The sequence below is a fragment of the Sphingomonas sp. Sphisp66 genome, from assembly GCF_047324325.1.
In the GTDB taxonomy this organism is placed as follows: domain Bacteria; phylum Pseudomonadota; class Alphaproteobacteria; order Sphingomonadales; family Sphingomonadaceae; genus Sphingomonas.
The window spans coordinates 3,464,949-3,480,520 of sequence record NZ_CP168508.1; the positions used below are offsets into that span (position 1 = coordinate 3,464,949).

A 15,572-nucleotide genomic window follows, 5' to 3' on the forward strand; every position below is an offset into this window, starting at 1 on the left:
GGCATAATAGCTTATTTTTGAGATTGTTGCAAACCGCTATCAATAAGCCATGGGATATTGGCTTTTCTGGTATGGCGGGTGGAATGGGCCCGAGGGGATCGGCATCCGGTGGACGCGGCCACGGTTCGGCAACTCGCTGGGCAATCCCGCCCTCCGGGCCGACGCCGAGGCGCTGCTCTTCTCCTGCAAGAGCTTTGCCGCCGCGATGCTTGCCTATTATATCGCGCTGCGTATCGGATTGCCGCGTCCCTCCTGGGCAATCGTCACCGTCTACCTCGTGTCGCAGCCGTCGGCCGGGGCGTCGCTTGGCCGGGGTGTCTACCGTCTGGTCGGCACGCTGGTTGGTGCGCTCGCGACAGTGGCAATCCTGCCTACCTTCGCGAACGAGCCGCTGGTGTGCAGCCTGGTGCTCGCCGGCTGGATTGGGCTTTGCCTGTTCCTGTCGCTACTCGACCGCACGCCGCGCGCCTACGCCTTCGTGCTGTCCGGTTACACCGCCAGCCTGATCGGGTTTCCGGCAGTGGCGGAACCCGGTGCGATCTTCGACACTGCCGCGGTCCGGGTACAGGAGATTGCGCTCGGGATCCTCTGCGCGGTGCTGGTTCACCGTTATGTGCTGCCCCGACGGATGACCGGCCAGTTTCTCGGCAAGCTCTCGGCGACGCTGCGCGACGCCCGCGAACTGGCGGGCGACGCTCTGCACGATGTGCCGGACAGCCGGCGCCGCGCCGATCGCCACCGGCTGGTTCTGGACCTGCTCGCGATACGCGGCATGGCGACACATCTTCGCTACGATCCGGCCAGGGCCTCGCCGGAGCGCACGACGCTGTTGCTCCTGCACGATCGCCTGGCGCGTCTGCTACCGCTTCTCGCAGAAATCGAAGAGCGGATCGACGCGATAGCCGCGCGCACCGAAGCGGTTCCGGCCGAGGCGGCGCACTTGCTGCTCGACGTTCGCCGCTGGATTGCAACAGACATTCCCTTCGACCGGGAGACCGATGCACTCTGGCTGGTCCATCGTGCCGGCGCGCTGGCAAATGCGCGAGCGGAGACAGTAGCGGACGGGCTCGGCGCTAACCTTGCCGGCCACCTGGAAGAACTGGTCGGACTGCTCCACGATTGCGAGCGACTTGGGCAGGCGGCTGCGGCAAGCATGCCTCGGCGCCAGGCGCGGCCGCTCGGGGCTGGTGAGCGGGCGACCGGGTATGTCTTCCACCGCGACCCGGTAACGGCGGCGCGCGCGGCAGCCGGCGCCGTGCTGGGCATCTTCATCGGGTGCGTCGCCTGGATCTGGTCGGCATGGTCCGATGGCGGACTGGCCTTGTCGGTGCTGGGCGTAACCTGCGCGTTGTTCGGCAACGTCGACGCGCCCGCGCCCAACGTCCGCAAATACATGCTGGGATCGCTCTACGGCGTCGCCGCCAGCCTTGCCTACAGCTTCGTCGTCCTGCCGCGCGTCACCGAGTTCACCGTGCTGGTCGCGGTGCTGGCGCCCGTCTTCCTGTTTGCCGGATCGTTGCAGGCGCGGCCGGCGACCGCGTTCATGGCGCTCGGCATCACGCTGACGGTCCCGATCCTGGTGGGGCTGGGCGGCGAGTATGGCGGGGATTTCGCCGAGGCGATCAACAGCAGCATCGCGCTGTTCGTGGCGACCGGCTTCGGCGCGCTCAGCATGACGCTGTTCCAGACCTTCGCTCCTGACCGCGCGATCGACCGGCTGTTGCGGCTCGGACGCCGCGATGTAGCGCGCCGCGCGCGCGGCAAGGGTCCCGCCGAGGCAGCCTGGACCGGCCTGATGATCGATCGCGCCGCGCTGTTGCTGCCACGTCTGGGCGCGTCCGAGCGCTCTACGATGCAGACGTTCGACGAGACGTTGCGCCACCTGCGCACCGGGCATGCGGCAGCGCGGCTTCACGAGCAGCTCGGCGCGCGTACCGGCTCCGTCGCCGACGACGCGCGCCGGATTCTGTCGGATCTCGCGAACGGCATCAGCCGCGCCCCCACAGCGGAGACCGCCGAACTGAGCCGTGACGTTGAGAGCCTCGTTGCGCGGGTCGCCGCGAGCAGAGCCGACGCGGATCGCCCGTTGCTCGATCCGCTCATCGATCTGCGGTTCGCACTGGCGCGCCACCATGATGGTCACGGTTCGGCATGATCCCCGACCTCCCGATTGGCGGCGTCCTCATCCCCGGCTTGTTCGCGCTCGCCTGCCTCGCACTGGCGCTGACGACTGCGCTGTTGCGCCTGCTGTCCGCGGTCGGCGCGTCCCGACGGCTCGCCTTCCTGCCGCTCGTCGAGATCGCCGTCTTTGTCATCCTCTTCGGCCTGCTCGTGCAGGGCATGCCGGCCATCGGACCGTTACCATGAAGCCTTTCCTCACCTTGCTCGCTCGCTACGGCATCACGCTGTGTATCGTCGCACTCGCCGCGTTGTTCGCGTTGACCTTATGGCATCGGCACCAGCGCACGCCCTGGACCCGAGATGGCCATGTGCGCGCCGACGTTGTGCGCGTGTCGACCGACGTCGGCGGCCTAATCACCCATGTCATGGTTCGCGACAACCAGATCGTCCGCCCCGGACAGCTGCTGATCGTCCTCGACCGGCCGCGCATCGAGGCGGCGATCGGCCGGGCGGATGCGGGCATCGCCGAGGCGCAGGCACAGCTCGCCCAGGCCCGCAAGGAGGCGCGGCGCGACGTCGCGCTCGGCGACCTCGTCGCGACCGAGGCGCGCGAGCAGAATGTCGCCAAGGTCAGGACGGCCCAAGCCGCGCTCACGCGCGCTATCGCCGATCGCAACGTCGCTCGGGTGGACATGCAGCGAACCGAAATCCGCGCGACGGTGGCCGGCGTCATCACCAATCTGGACATCCATCCGGGCGACTATCTGGCGGCAGGCGCGCAGGCGATGGCGCTGGTCGAGACGGGATCCTTGCGGGTGGAAGGCTATTTCGAAGAGACAAAGCTGCGGGGGATCGCAGTCGGTGATCAGGCCCGTATCCATCTCATGGGCGAGGAGGCGCTGATCCTCGGCCATGTGGAGAGCATTGCTGCCGCGATCGCCGACGACCAGCGCGATGATAGCGGCAACTTGCTGGCGAAAGTCGCGCCGACCTTTTCGTGGGTCCGGCTGGCGCAGCGAATCCCGGTTCGGGTGCATATCGATCGCGTGCCGCCGGGTACGCGGCTGATCGCCGGGCGCACCGCGACAGTCGAGATCGTGCCCGCCGCTGCCACGATCGGGTCGGGAGGTCGCCGGTGAAGTGCCCGCTCGCTCCCTGCATCGCGTTGCTGGCGACGGGATGCGTCGCCGGCCAGGACTATCGCGTCCCGCCCGATGCGTTGGCGCTGCGTCCGGAGGCAGCGGCGCCATTTCTCGGCACTGGAACTCCCGGCGTGTCCCAGTCGGACTTGCCGCGGCACTGGTGGCGCCTGTACCGCGACTCTCGGCTCGACGCCTATGTCACCGAAGCGCTGGACGCCAACACCGACCTGCGCGCAGCCGAGGCCAATCTGCGCCGCGCGAGCGCAGTGGTTCGCGAGGCGGCCGCCGCACGGACCGTGAGGGCCGGGGTTGACGGTCAGGGGGCGGTGGCGCGGATTGGCGGGCCGACCGGCGGGCTGCCGGCGCCATTCAGCTATACGCTCGGCCTCAACGTTGGTTATCCGCTCGACCTGGCGGGCGGTATCCGTCGCGGGATCGAGGCCGCGAGCGCCGAGGCGGAGGCGGCGCTGGCCGCGCGCGACCAGGTGCGCGTGGTCGTGGCGGCCGGCATCACCCGCACCTATGCGCGCGTCTGCGCCGATGGCCTGGCGCTGGCGGCTGCACAGCGTGTCGTAGCCATCCAGCGCTCGACGCTCGACGTGGCCGTGCGCATGGCGCGCGGGGGTCGGGGCACGCGCTTTGACATCGATCGGGCCCGGGCGGCAGCTTTATCGAGCGAGTCCGCGATTCCTGACATCCTTGCCGATCGCAGGGCCGCGTTGTTCGAGCTTGCCGCGTTGATGGGGCGGCTCCCCGCCGACTATCCTCGCGAACTGGAAGGTTGCGCTGTCATCCCCTCGCTCGCCAACCCCTTGCCGGTGGGCGATGGTGCAATGCTACTGAAGCGACGCCCCGACATCAGGCAGGCGGAGCGAATGCTCGCGGCCGCGACAGCCGGCATCGGCGTGGTGCGGGCAGAACTCTATCCCAGCATCAGTCTGGGCGGCTCGGTTGGGACTGCCGCATCCTTTGGGCGCGCGCTGGGTCCTTCGTCTTTTGGCTTCAGCCTTGGCCCGCTCATTTCCTGGTCGCTGCCCAATAAAAATGCGGTGCGTGCCCGCATCGTGGAAGCTGGGGCAGACGCCGATGCCGCGCTGGCCGGGTTCGATGGCGCCGTTCTGCTCGCGCTACGCCAGACAGAAACGGCCCTGTCAGCCTACGCGCAGGCACGAAATCGCCTCGACGCGCTTGAGAAAGCGGCAAACGCGGCGAACAGGGCAAGTAAGGACGTCGAGCGGCTCCAACGCTTCGGCCGGACGCCCTTTCTTGACGTGTTGAACGCACAAGCGGGATACGCCGAGGCGCAAACCAGCCTCTCTGCTGCGCGCGCTGGCCTGGTCGACCGTCAGATCGACCTTTTCCTTGCGCTTGGCGGCGGTTGGGAATGACGCGACGCCAGGATTGTTGGCAGGGTAAATCCGCTGTACTCAGCTTTTTCGGAACAGCACCAGCTGGTTCATCATATCCGGCTCGGCGAGGTAACCAACCTCTCGCCAGGCCCGTGCCTGGACATAGCGGGAGTTGCCGCGCTGGTTGGACCACCAGCACCGGTAGTCGGACGCGGAAGCGGGCAAGCCGTCGACGAGGCGGGCGATGGCCGCGAAGGACAGCGTGATCAGCGGGCTGCCATCGGCCTTCAGGTGATCGCCTAGCGGGTCGTACTTTGCCATTGGCGGGTGATAGCGCCGCGTGCCGGTGGGGGAAGCCCTTGCGGCGCATCGGCTACAGGGGAGCCGGGGCATGGGGCGCCTCGCCGGGCGATCCCGGTCGGGGCGCGGTTGCGGGGCGTACACTGGCGCTGTGGACAGCCCCAGGGTCCGCGCGCCTTTCCCGCCGCGCCTGCACGCTTGCCTTGGACCGGGGGACGCGGCGGCGGCGGGCGCACATGTCTGCGCGCGCACGCCGCCGCGCCTGCGGTGTCGGCAAGAGTGCGTTTCCTGTCCGGATCGCTATTCCCGTGCGAGCGCGCTCTGCGGCTGCGCCGCCGGGCCGCGCTTCGCGCGTCCCGGCCCTTCGGGTGACGATCGCTGGCGCAGGATGGTGTCGGCGCTGTGCGCCGGCGTTGCTTGTCCGGCCTCGGCAAGCGGGGTGGCCGGCGCGCCCTTCTAGGCCCGCTCGGGCGCGGCGCAACCCGGCCCTGCGGGACCGGGTCCTCCTCTGCGTTGCCGCCCTTCGGGTGCGCCCCGCCCTGATTGCGCGGGCCTTGTCGGGCTTCCTCGCCGCCGACCCCGCTTTCCGGGGCCGGGTGCGGTTTTTGGGATCGAGGAGGCTGTCATGGGCAAGGGTCGCAGGCGTGGTGCGGGGGGAAAGGTTGGCGGGGACGCGGCGCGCGTCTCGCTCTATGACGAGGTGACGGCGCGGATCGTCGCCGAGCTGGAGGCCGGGCGCTTTCCTTGGGTGCAGCCTTGGGACTCGGCCGTCGCCGCGCCGGGGCTGCCGCGCAACGCTGTCTCCCACCGCGCCTATTCGGGGATCAACGTCCTGATCCTGTGGGGCGAGGTCATCGCGCGCGGCTATGCCTCGCAGGGCTGGCTGACCTTCCGGCAGGCGCTCGAGGCCGGCGGGTGCGTGCGCAAGGGCGAGCACGGCGTCGGCGTGGTCTATGCCGATCGGTTCACTCCGGAGGCCGAAAAGGAGCGTGCCGCCGCCGAGGGCGGTGCGGCGCGGGCGGTGCCGTTCCTCAAGCGCTTCACCGTGTTCAACGTCGCGCAGTGCGATGGGCTGCCCGAGCGCATGCTGGCAGGCGCCGCGCCGCTGCCCGAGCGCGAGCTGGTCCCGGTCGCCGAGGCGCTGATCGCCGCTACGGCTGCCGACTTCCGGATCGGCGGCGCCGAGGCCTATTATTCGCCGGGCGCCGATTATGTGCAGGTGCCGCCGCAGCCGGCCTTCCGGCACCAGATCGACTATTATCGCACCGCGCTGCACGAGCTTGGCCACTGGACCGGGCACGCCAGCCGTCTTGCGCGCGACCTGTCGAACCCGTTCGGCAGCGCGGGTTATGCCCGCGAGGAGCTTGTCGCCGAACTGGCCTCGGCGTTCCTCTGCGCCGCGCTCGGGATCGTGCCGAGCGTCCGCCATGCCGATTATCTGGGATCGTGGCTGGCAGTGCTGCGCGCCGATAATCGCGCGATCTTCCGCGCCGCGAGCCTCGCCACCAAGGCCGCCGACTGGCTGCTGGCGTGCCGCGAACCCTCCGAGATGGAGGATGCCGCATGAGCCTGCTGACCCCCGAGCTTCGCGCCGCGCTGCGCGAACAATATCGCAGCGACGCCCCGGACAAGCGCCCGCTGGTCAAGCTGTTCCACCCGCTGTCCGCCGCGACATGGCTGGCGAGCGAGTTGGCCGAGGATGGCGACGCGCTGTTCGGGCTCGCCGATCTCGGCTTCGGCTGCCCCGAGCTTGGCTGGTTCTCGCTTTCCGAGATCGAGGCGCTGCGCCTGCCCTATGGCCTGCGCATCGAGCGCGACCTGCATTTCGCGACCGACCTGCCGCTCACCGCCTGGGCGGACTGGGCGCGCAAGGCCGGGTCGATCCTCTGGGCCGAGGCGCTGCTGCGGCGCGCAAAGGGTACCGCCAGCGATCTTGCAGACCGGTTTCCGCCGTCCGGGTGACGGCGGGAAAGGCGCGCGGCGCGCCTCTCGCCGCAGTCCCGAAACCGGTCCCGCGCACTTCTCACGATACACGGGGCCGGTGCTCACAAGGAGCAGTGTCATGAAACTCGAATTCATTTCCCTCGACAAGCTTTATGTCGACAAGGCCAATATGCGCTATGGTCGGAAGGCCCCGGACGTCGGCGACATCCTGCCGAGCATCCGCAAGCGCGGCATCCTCCAGACGCTCGTCGTCCGGCCCGGCGCCGACGACCGCTTCGGCATCCTCGCGGGTGCGCGGCGCTTTCGCGCAGGCAGCATCGTCGCCGAGGAACGGGCGAACGAAGGCGAGACGGCGCCCGAGCCCTATCTCTTCCCCTGCGCAATCCTCGAAGACGGCGACGATGCCGCCGCCGTCGAGGCCTCGCTGATCGAGAACATGGCGCGGCTCGACCCCGACGAGGTGACCCGCTGGGAGACGTTCGTCCGGCTGGTCAGGGAAGGCCGCTCGCCGGAGGAGATCGCCGATACCTTCGCGCTACCGGTGCTGAGCGTCCGGCGCACGCTCGCGCTCGGCAACCTCCTGCCGCGCATCCGCGACCTCTACGCCCGCGAGAAGATCGACGCGCAGACCGTCCGCCAGCTGACCCTCGCCAGCAAGGCCAAGCAGAAAGAGTGGCTGGCGCTGTGGGATGCGCCCGAGGCGCATTGCCCCACGGGCATGCAGTTGCGCGGCTGGCTGCTCGGCGGGCAGGCGATCGGCGTCCATCATGCGCTGTTCGACGTGGAGGCGAGCGGCCTCTCCATCGTCGCCGACCTGTTCGCCGAGCAGCGCTACGTCGCAGATGCCGAGGGCTTCTGGACCGCGCAGAACGCCGCGATCGAGGCGCGCCGCGCCGCCTATCTGGAGGCGGGCTGGACCGGCGTCGAGATCGTCGGGCCATCCGAGCACTATCAGGGCTGGGAGCACGACAAGACGCCCAAGCGCAAGGGCGGGCGCGTCTATATCGACGTCCGCGCCGATGGCGAAGTCGTCTTCCACGAAGGCTATCTGACGCGCAAGGAAGCCAAGCGGATCGCGCGCGGCGAGGCGCCCGAGGCCGCACAGGCCAAGCCGGTGCGGCCCGAGATCAGCGGCCCGATGCAGACCTATATCGACCTGCATCGCCATGCCGCCGTCCGCGCCGACCTGCTGTCGCGGCCCAAGGTCGCCCTCCGGCTGATGGTGGCGCATGCCATCGCCGGCTCGCATCTCTGGCGCGTCTCGGTCGAGCCGCAGGAAGCGCGTAGCGACGCGATTCGAGAGTCGGTCGAGACCTGCCGGGGCGAGACCGTGTTCGACGCCAAGCGGCGCAGGCTGCTGGCGGTCCTCGGCTTCGATCCCGAGGCGCCGACGCTGTGCGACGGGCATGACGAGCATGGCGTGGTCGGGGTGTTCCTGACCCTGCTCGACCTGCCGGACCCCAAGGTCCTGGACGTGATCGCGGTGCTGATGGGCGAGACGCTCGCGGCGGGAAGCGCTGCGGTCGAGGCGGTCGGCGGCGAGCTTGGCGTGCGCATGGCCGAGTGGTGGCAGGCCGACGATGCCTTCCTCGAACTGGTCCGCGACAAGGAAGTGCTGGGCTGCCTCGTCGCCGAAGTCGCGGGCACGACCGTCGCCAGCGCCAATGCCGGCGAGACCGGCAAGACGCTGCGCAGGATCGTCGCCGACCATCTGGCCGGGGCCGGAGGCAGGACCAAGGTGGAGAACTGGGTGCCGCGCTGGATGGCGTTCCCGCCCGCCGCCTATACGACGCGCTGCGGCGTCGGCACGGTCACGGCGCGCGCCAAGGTCGAGGCCGCGCTCGCCGCGCGCGCGCCCGAACCCCAGCCGGAACCCCAGCCGCTCGCCGCCTGACCTGACCGGGGCGGCGTCCTGCCGCCCCGCCTTTCCTCATCCCCGGCACCAGTCGGGCTTGGGTCGCCCACGCGGCCACCAGCGCGCGATCCCCTTCTCGACCAGCGTCTCGCCCAGGTCCCGGCCGCCGAGCCGGACCCGGGCGACGGTGCGGTTGTAGCTTCGCCCGACGCGCTCGATCTCGACCGTCTTGCCCTTGAGCAGGGCGATCGTCGCCTGCGTCGCCTGCTTGCCGCGCACCAGTTCGGCGCGGCATTTCGCGTTGCCGGGCTGAGTCTCGGGCGCGTCGATCCCGGCGATGCGGATGCGCTCGCCGCTCTCCAGCCGGAAGGTGTCGCCGTCGGTCACCCAGGCGACGACGCCCGATTGCGGGCCCGGCGCGGCGGCGATCAGCACCAGCGCCGCGACGGCGCAGGCCTCAATGCGCGCCACGCCGGATCACCAGCTTGGTCTCGCCGCACAGCGAGCAACTGTCCTTGCGGCGCTCGAATCCGCCCTGGCCGGCGCGCTCGCGGGTCTTGTGGTTGGCGTGCTGCCGGACGCTCAGGCCGACCCGCTCGGCGATGCAGTCGTCGCAGGCCGGCTCGGGCGCCAGCCGCTCGATCAGTGCCCGGACCTGGTCCAGAACCGTCATGTCGTTCCCCTTTTCGGCAAGGATAGCGCGCCATGTCGCGCGGCGCATCCCGGTCGCGGGTACCCCGGGACGGCGGCGGGACGCGTGGCCGGGTGGCGATACATGCCTGTTCCCTGCTGCGCGCAGCCGCATGCGGCCTCTTCGAGGATGGCCGACTGGCACCGCGCTGCCTCGGCCAGCAACGGCGTCGCCGGCTTTCTTCCCCGGCTCGGCGCTGCGCGCCCGCGCCTTCCTCGCGAGGCAAGAAAGCCGGCTTTGGCCGCCCTTCGCTGTGCTGCGGCCCGGCCCTGCGGGCCCGGGTGCATGCCGGCAGCTCGCGGTGCCGGCACGTCGCCATCGAGGCCGCACTGGCGCGGCGTCGAAGCACAAGGAGACGCATCATGGCCACCATCGGCAGCTTCACCCGCGACGACTCGGGCGTGTTCACCGGCACCATCCGGACCCTGACCCTCAACGTGAAGGCGAGCATCAAGCCCTCCACGAAGGATAATGACAAGGCGCCCGACTACCGGGTCGTGAATTCGGGCAATGTCGAGTTCGGCGCCGGCTGGACCAAGACCTCCCGCGAGGACCGGCCCTATGTCTCGGTCAAGCTCGACGACCCGTCGCTCCCCGCGCCGATCTACGCGACGTTGGTCGAGGGCGAGCACGGCACCCACAATCTGATCTGGTCGCGCTGAGCCCTGGCGCCCCGTGCCGGCCGGCACGGGGCGTCCTCCCCTGGGGGTGTCGAAATCGGCACATGCGGTTTTCGACACTCTTCGCGCGGTGTCCCGCCCGTCATGTCCGGTGCCGTTCGACGGCACGAGGGACAGGATGATGGACGGCGACGATATCGACCGGGCAAGCAGCGCCAAGCGCGGCTCGCCCTTCCTCAACACCGAGCAGGCGGCGGCCTGGCTCGGCCTATCGCCGCGCCAGCTGAAGCGGCTGCGCGTGCGCGGCGACGGGCCGGTGTTCCGCCGGCACAGCCGCTATGTCCAATATCATATCGACGACCTCGACGCGTGGAGCCGGGCGCACAGCGCGACCGGGATCCGGTCGTGAAGCCGCCCAAGAAGCCGCACCGTACCGGGGGCGAGACACCGCTGTTCGCCTGGGGCGAGGCGCGCCACAGTCATCGTCTTGCGCAGTTGCGTCGGCTGCGCCTCGCCATCCTCGGCGGCGCCGGCCTGGTGCTGGTCGTGGCGCCAGCGGCCTATGGGCCGGCGCCCCGCCTCGTTTGGAATGCCAGCGCCAGCGCGCCGACCGGGCTCTATTGGGTCTGGCCCGGAGATATGCCCGCGCGCGGCGAGATGGTCGTCGCCCGGGTGCCGCAGCGCTGGCGGATGCTCGCCGCCCGCCGCCATTATCTCCCGGCGAACGTGCCGCTGGTGAAGCGCGTGGCGGCCATGCGCGGTGCGCTGGTCTGTGCAGACGGGACCCGGGTCACGGTCGATGGCGGCGTCGTCGCGCTGCGACTGGAGCGCGATCCGAGCGGGCGCGCCTTGGCCTGGTGGCAGGGCTGCCGCCGGCTCGGTCCGGGCGAATATTTACTGCTGACCGACGCGCCGAACGCCTTCGACGGTCGCTATTTCGGGATCAGCACGCGCGCCGAGCTGGTCGGCCGGGCGAGGCTGATATGGCACCGCTGATCTTCGCCGCGCTGCTCGTCGCCGCTTCGCCCGGCCAGGACGGGAGCCGGCGCTGGGCGGCGGAGATCGACGCCGCGTCCGTGCGCTGCGGCGTGCCGGGCGACTGGATCGCGCGGGTCATGCGGGCGGAGAGCGGAGGACGGACGATGCTCGACGGCCGCCCGATCCGCAGCCCCAAGGGCGCGATCGGGCTGATGCAGCTGATGCCGGCGACCTGGGCCGAGCTGCGCCGCGACCTCGGGCTCGGCGCGGACCCGGACGTTCCCGCCGACAATATCGTCGCGGGTGCGTGCTACCTCCGCCAAATGTACGACCGCTTCGGTTATCCCGGGCTGTTCGGCGCGTACAATGCCGGCCCCGCCCGCTATGCCGACTGGCTCGCCGGCAAGGCCGTGCTGCCCGCCGAGACGGTCGCCTATCTGCGCGGCATCGGCGGATCGGCGATGCCCGAGAGTCCGAGTGCGACGCCCACGCCCGAGCCGCTGTTCGTGGTGCGCCGCGCATCGCCGGAAGGCCCGGCGGCGAGCGTTGGACCCCGCCAGCCCATGGGCCTGTTCGTCCTTCGCCGCGAGGATCGGTGACGTGGCGGGGTGGTAGGACTCGTCGTGAAGTCCCAGCATGACGGCCGGCAGACCGGCCCTCAAGGCCCATGGGTGCCCCCCAATTTGCTGCGCAAATCGGTTCCCCCCATGTCCGCTTCGCGGCGCCTCCGCTGGCGCTGCGGCGGCCCTGACCGCCGCTCCGCCACCCGTCCCCGAGGCCTTGTCCTCGATGATGAGGACCGCAAGCGGAGACAGGTCATGGTACAGGTGCAATCGCTCTCGGACGCGGCGGATCGCGTGATGGCGGCTTTGGTCTCGGGGCTCGAGAACGAGTTCGGAAGCAGCGCAGGGTCGGCCTTGGCGGCACGCTTCCTCGATGCAGAGGAGGTCGATTTCCTCTGGGATGCGCGCGTGCAGGAGCGCTGGCTGGGCAGCTATCACGGTGCCGAGGACGCCGGAATCGAGCTCGACCGGGTACGGATCATCGGCCGGATCGACGGGCGCTGGTTCGTCGCGGTGATGGTGGTCGACGGCGATGGCGATGCGGTCGGGATGCTCGGCAGGCGCTGTTTTGCCAGGGCGGAGCAGGCACGAAGGGCGTTCGCGGATGCGTGAAGATCACAGAGTTTCGGGCCGGGATGCGCTGTCGGGTCGGCAGCGTGTCCCGGCTTTCTTTTTGCGCCGGGATGCGGGGGAGCAGGGGAAGAAGGGAAAACAAGATAAAGGCAGTGTCTCGCGACCCTGCCTAAGCTGCTGTCTGCACATCCTTTTTTCGGGAGACAGGCCGCTGGGCCCGCGAGACAGCGCGCGCGGGAGCGGCGGAAATGCGCGGTTTCCGGCCGGTTTTCGCGAGACTCGCGGAGCGCGCCGGTGAGCGACGACGAGTTCGAACCCAAGCTCGGCAAGTCCGGGGGCAAGGATGGCAGGAAGCTCGTCCGCTACGCCGGGCGCGTGCTCGCCGCTGCGCGGCTGGCCGGCACCAAGACGGGCGTGCGGGCGCGACGGTTCGACGGCAGCCGGATCGGACGCGGCGCCGGCATCGGCCGGCTGCTCTCGAGCCGCGACCGCTTCGCCGGGTCACGGGCCAGGCGTGCGATCGTCAAGGTTCGGCTGGTCCGCATGGGCGGAACGGGGTTCGCGGCGGCCCGCGCGCACTTGCGCTACATCCAGCGCGACGGCGTCACCCGCGACGGCAACCCCGGCGAGCTCTACGGCCGCGACGCCGACACCGCCGACGGCAAGGCGTTCCTCGACCGGTGCGCCGACGACCGCCACCAGTTCCGCTTCATCGTCTCGGCCGAGGACGGCGCCGAGTATCCGGATCTCAAGCCCTATGTCCGCCGGCTGATGGCGCAGGCCGAGCACGACCTCGGCACCCGGCTCGACTGGGTCGCCGTCGACCATTTCAACACCGACCAGCCGCACACCCATGTCATGCTGCGCGGCGTCGACGACCGCGGCGAGAATTTGGTCATCGCGCGCGAATATATCGCGCACGGCCTGCGCGAGCGCGCAGTCGAACTCGCGACGCTCGATCTCGGCCCGCGTACCGACCAGGAGATCGAGAACCGGCTCCGCCACGATGTCGAGCAGGAACGGCTGACCGCGATCGACCGGCGGCTGCTTCGCCGCATGGATGCCGATCGCGTCACCGGCCCCGCGCACAACGATCCGTTCCAGCAGGCGGTCGCCACCGGCAGGCTGCGCAAGCTCGGCGCAATGGGCCTGGCCGAGGATCTGGGCGGCGGGCGATGGCGGCTCGCCCAGGGGCTCGAGGACACGCTGCGGCGCATGGGTGAACGCGGGGACATCGTCCGGCTGATGCAGCGCGAGCTGACCGCACGCCGGCTCGAGCGGGCGCAGGCCGATCGCGTCATCGAGGGCGAACTGCGGACGCCGATCGTCGGCCGCGTCGTCCGGCGCGGCTTCTCCGACGAGCATCGCGACCGCCATTACCTGATCGTCGACGGGATCGATGGTCGCGTGCATTATCTCGATATCGGCCGCGCCACCGCGACCGGGCCGACCCCGGAAGGCGCTATCGTCCGCGTGGCGCCACGCACCGCCGGCGTCCGCGACGTCGACAGCACCATCGCCGCGGTCGCCCGCAGGCACGACGGGATCTATTCGGTCGCAGCGCATCTCGAGCACGACCCGAATGCGAGCCAGGCATTCGCGGAGGCGCATGTCCGCCGGCTGGAGGCGATGCGCCGGGCGGGTTTCGCGGAGCGGCTCGACGATGGCAGCTGGCGCATCGCCGACGACCATGTCGACCGCGCCGCGGCCTATGAGGCGCGACTGCTCCGCGAGCGGCCGGTTGCGATCGAGACGGTGTCCGTCGTTCCGCTCGACCGACTTCCCGCGGCCGACGGCGCGACCTGGCTCGACCGCACGCTCGCCGGCGAGGGCGAGATCGTCGCGCGGGATGCCGGGTTCGGGCGCGAGGTCCGCGGCGCGCTCGCGGCTCGGCGCCAGTGGCTGGTCGAGCAAGGCCTGGCCGAGAGCGATGGCGCGCGCCTGAAGCGCGGCACGCTCGCCCTCCTGCAGCGGCGCGAACTGCTCAAGGTCGCGGGCGAGATCGGGAGCGAGCTGGGCAAGCGCTTCGTCGAGCCGGTCGAGGGCGCGCGGGTCGATGGCAGGCTCGTACGCGCGGTCGAGCTGGCAAGCGGACGCTTCGCCCTGGTCGAGCGCAGCCGGGAATTCACGCTCGTGCCATGGCGACCGGTATTGGAGCGCCAACTGGGCAAGCCGGTCGCGGGCATCGTGCGGGCCGACGGGATCAACTGGAAGTTCGGAAAGAGGCGCGAAGGCCCCCAAATCTCGTAATTACTGACGATGGGTTTGCGCCGCATTTCAGCCCCTCAGCAGGGTTCGACGCGATCCCGAAACTTGCCGATAGTTCACCTAACTGGGCGGCCGACTGAATGACCGGCATTGGGACAAAGCCGTCGTTGCCAGTTCGCCACTTGAATGACCGCTTTCGTCAAGAGCGGGCGCTCAGCCTTGCGCGGGAGCCGTAGTCGATTGAGTGCCGTTGGGCCGACTGCGGATTGCAGGTTTGGGGCCGGCACTGGCTAAAGCGGCCGTTGCGCGCTCACCCTTCGCAGAACGGAGGCCGCTAGCCGATCCATCTAGCTGTCCCGTCTAAATCTCCAATCGCCGTTCTGGTCTTTCGTTGGATTGAGATGACCGTTCCGGAACGGGTCAGGCCTGTGCCTTGACGGGCAACCGAAATGGTGCGCCAAGCCGGTTGAAGGCGTTCATCGCCGCAATCGCGATGGTGAGATCCACCAGGTCCTTTGACTCGAATGCGGCCGATGCTGCTGCATACGCCTCTTCCGAAGCGTGTGTTTCGCTGACTAGTGTGACCTCTTCAGCCCAAGCGAGTGCAGCGCGATATTGCTCCAGGAAAAGGTGCGGCACTTCCGCCCAGACCGGGATCAGGGCGACCTTGTCGACCGACATCGTCTTGAGCAGATCGCGTGTATGAAGATCAATACAATGCGCACAGCCATTGATTTGCGATACCCGCAGAAACACGAGATGTATCAGCTCTTCAGGCAGGTTGGTGCCAGTTGTGAGGTAGTGGTGGATGCCAAACAACGCCTTCGCGCCCTGTGGCGCGACCTCGTGCCATATCAACCGTTTCGTCTCACTCATGATGATGCCCTTAGCTCTTCTCTCGGGGTGCGGTTCGCGACCCCATCCTAGGTGCTCCTCGCTTCCTTGCTTTCCCTCTACGCTTGCGCGCGCCAGGCGAGGATCGTCTCGTGAGCTAGGGCGGATCATACCAAAGGAGAGGTGATCCAAGCGCATCAACGTGCAGAATTTCCACCGCCGCTCGCGCCGGCTGCGAGTGATGTATCCCCGCAAGCCGCTTCGCACGAGAAGGGCAACCACCCCATTCCTCGGCCGATCCGGTCTCTACCGCGACGGTGGGCGGCCCCTTAGCCGGCGCCGGCTAAGGGGTGATCAAAGGGAATACTCGGGGGCGCCGGCAGGCGCTTCACAC

At 69.4% G+C, this 15,572-nt stretch carries 17 protein-coding genes; 13 read left to right on the plus strand and 4 right to left on the minus strand.

Features of this window, described 5'->3' with window-relative positions; genetic code table 11:
- The first annotated feature begins 49 nt into the window (after positions 1–49).
- The 4 genes from ACEN8G_RS15585 to ACEN8G_RS15600 are packed head-to-tail and all read left to right on the plus strand — an operon-like array spanning position 50 to position 4,651.
- Entirely contained in the window at positions 50–2,155 is a 2,106-nt protein-coding gene (locus tag ACEN8G_RS15585) for an FUSC family protein (protein ID WP_413413746.1), read from the plus strand.
- Entirely contained in the window at positions 2,152–2,367 is a 216-nt protein-coding gene (locus ACEN8G_RS15590) for a DUF1656 domain-containing protein (protein ID WP_413413747.1), read from the plus strand. Before ACEN8G_RS15585 ends, ACEN8G_RS15590 begins: the two co-directional genes overlap by 4 nt.
- Entirely contained in the window at positions 2,364–3,260 is an 897-nt protein-coding gene (locus tag ACEN8G_RS15595) for a biotin/lipoyl-binding protein (protein WP_413413748.1), read from the plus strand. The genes ACEN8G_RS15590 and ACEN8G_RS15595 overlap by 4 nt, the downstream gene beginning before the upstream one ends.
- On the plus strand, positions 3,257–4,651 hold the full coding sequence (locus ACEN8G_RS15600; RefSeq protein ID WP_413413749.1) for a TolC family protein: 1,395 nt from the start codon (positions 3,257–3,259) through the stop codon (positions 4,649–4,651). Before ACEN8G_RS15595 ends, ACEN8G_RS15600 begins: the two co-directional genes overlap by 4 nt.
- A 39-nt stretch (positions 4,652–4,690) precedes the next feature.
- Here the strand turns inward: ACEN8G_RS15600 and ACEN8G_RS15605 are convergent, their stop codons facing one another.
- Complete coding sequence (locus ACEN8G_RS15605) at positions 4,691–4,933, minus strand: hypothetical protein (protein WP_413413750.1); 243 nt, start codon at positions 4,931–4,933, stop codon at positions 4,691–4,693.
- A 604-nt stretch (positions 4,934–5,537) separates the two neighbouring features.
- On the opposite strand from ACEN8G_RS15605, the gene ACEN8G_RS15610 reads away from it, so the two are divergent.
- The 3 genes from ACEN8G_RS15610 (at position 5,538) to ACEN8G_RS15620 (ending at position 8,750) form a co-directional block, all read left to right on the plus strand.
- A complete protein-coding gene (locus ACEN8G_RS15610) occupies positions 5,538–6,479 on the plus strand; it encodes an ArdC family protein (protein ID WP_413413751.1) in 942 nt (313 codons plus the stop codon).
- On the plus strand, positions 6,476–6,874 hold the full coding sequence (locus ACEN8G_RS15615; protein ID WP_413413752.1) for a DUF2958 domain-containing protein: 399 nt from the start codon (positions 6,476–6,478) through the stop codon (positions 6,872–6,874). Before ACEN8G_RS15610 ends, ACEN8G_RS15615 begins: the two co-directional genes overlap by 4 nt.
- Before the next feature lie 100 nt (positions 6,875–6,974).
- On the plus strand, positions 6,975–8,750 hold the full coding sequence (locus ACEN8G_RS15620) for a ParB/RepB/Spo0J family partition protein (RefSeq protein WP_413413753.1): 1,776 nt from the start codon (positions 6,975–6,977) through the stop codon (positions 8,748–8,750).
- 36 nt (positions 8,751–8,786) lie between these two features.
- Here the strand turns inward: ACEN8G_RS15620 and ACEN8G_RS15625 are convergent, their stop codons facing one another.
- A complete protein-coding gene (locus tag ACEN8G_RS15625; RefSeq protein ID WP_413413755.1) occupies positions 8,787–9,182 on the minus strand; it encodes a thermonuclease family protein in 396 nt (131 codons plus the stop codon).
- Positions 9,169–9,384, minus strand: coding sequence for a hypothetical protein (locus tag ACEN8G_RS15630; RefSeq protein WP_413413756.1), 216 nt, complete (start codon positions 9,382–9,384; stop codon positions 9,169–9,171). The genes ACEN8G_RS15625 and ACEN8G_RS15630 overlap by 14 nt, the downstream gene beginning before the upstream one ends.
- A 380-nt stretch (positions 9,385–9,764) precedes the next feature.
- On the opposite strand from ACEN8G_RS15630, the gene ACEN8G_RS15635 reads away from it, so the two are divergent.
- The 6 genes from ACEN8G_RS15635 to rlxS all read left to right on the plus strand — a co-directional run bounded on the left by ACEN8G_RS15635 (position 9,765) and on the right by rlxS (position 14,386).
- Positions 9,765–10,064, plus strand: a complete 300-nt coding sequence (locus tag ACEN8G_RS15635; protein ID WP_413413757.1) for a DUF736 domain-containing protein — start codon at positions 9,765–9,767, stop codon at positions 10,062–10,064.
- Positions 10,065–10,200: 136 nt separating this feature from the next.
- Complete coding sequence (locus tag ACEN8G_RS15640) at positions 10,201–10,431, plus strand: helix-turn-helix domain-containing protein (RefSeq protein ID WP_413413788.1); 231 nt, start codon at positions 10,201–10,203, stop codon at positions 10,429–10,431.
- Complete coding sequence (locus ACEN8G_RS15645) at positions 10,428–11,018, plus strand: S26 family signal peptidase (RefSeq protein WP_413413759.1); 591 nt, start codon at positions 10,428–10,430, stop codon at positions 11,016–11,018. Before ACEN8G_RS15640 ends, ACEN8G_RS15645 begins: the two co-directional genes overlap by 4 nt.
- Positions 11,006–11,599, plus strand: coding sequence for a lytic transglycosylase domain-containing protein (locus ACEN8G_RS15650; RefSeq protein ID WP_413413760.1), 594 nt, complete (start codon positions 11,006–11,008; stop codon positions 11,597–11,599). Before ACEN8G_RS15645 ends, ACEN8G_RS15650 begins: the two co-directional genes overlap by 13 nt.
- Before the next feature lie 219 nt (positions 11,600–11,818).
- A complete protein-coding gene (locus tag ACEN8G_RS15655) occupies positions 11,819–12,175 on the plus strand; it encodes a hypothetical protein (RefSeq protein ID WP_413413761.1) in 357 nt (118 codons plus the stop codon).
- 255 nt (positions 12,176–12,430) lie between these two features.
- Positions 12,431–14,386: a relaxase/mobilization nuclease RlxS gene (rlxS, locus tag ACEN8G_RS15660; protein WP_413413762.1), complete on the plus strand. Its 1,956-nt coding sequence runs from the start codon at positions 12,431–12,433 to the stop codon at positions 14,384–14,386.
- A 378-nt stretch (positions 14,387–14,764) separates the two neighbouring features.
- On the opposite strand, the gene ACEN8G_RS15665 is transcribed toward rlxS, so the two are convergent.
- Positions 14,765–15,220 (minus strand): carboxymuconolactone decarboxylase family protein, encoded by a 456-nt coding sequence (locus ACEN8G_RS15665; protein WP_413413763.1) that lies wholly within the window; start codon positions 15,218–15,220, stop codon positions 14,765–14,767.
- Positions 15,221–15,572 lie beyond the last annotated feature (352 nt).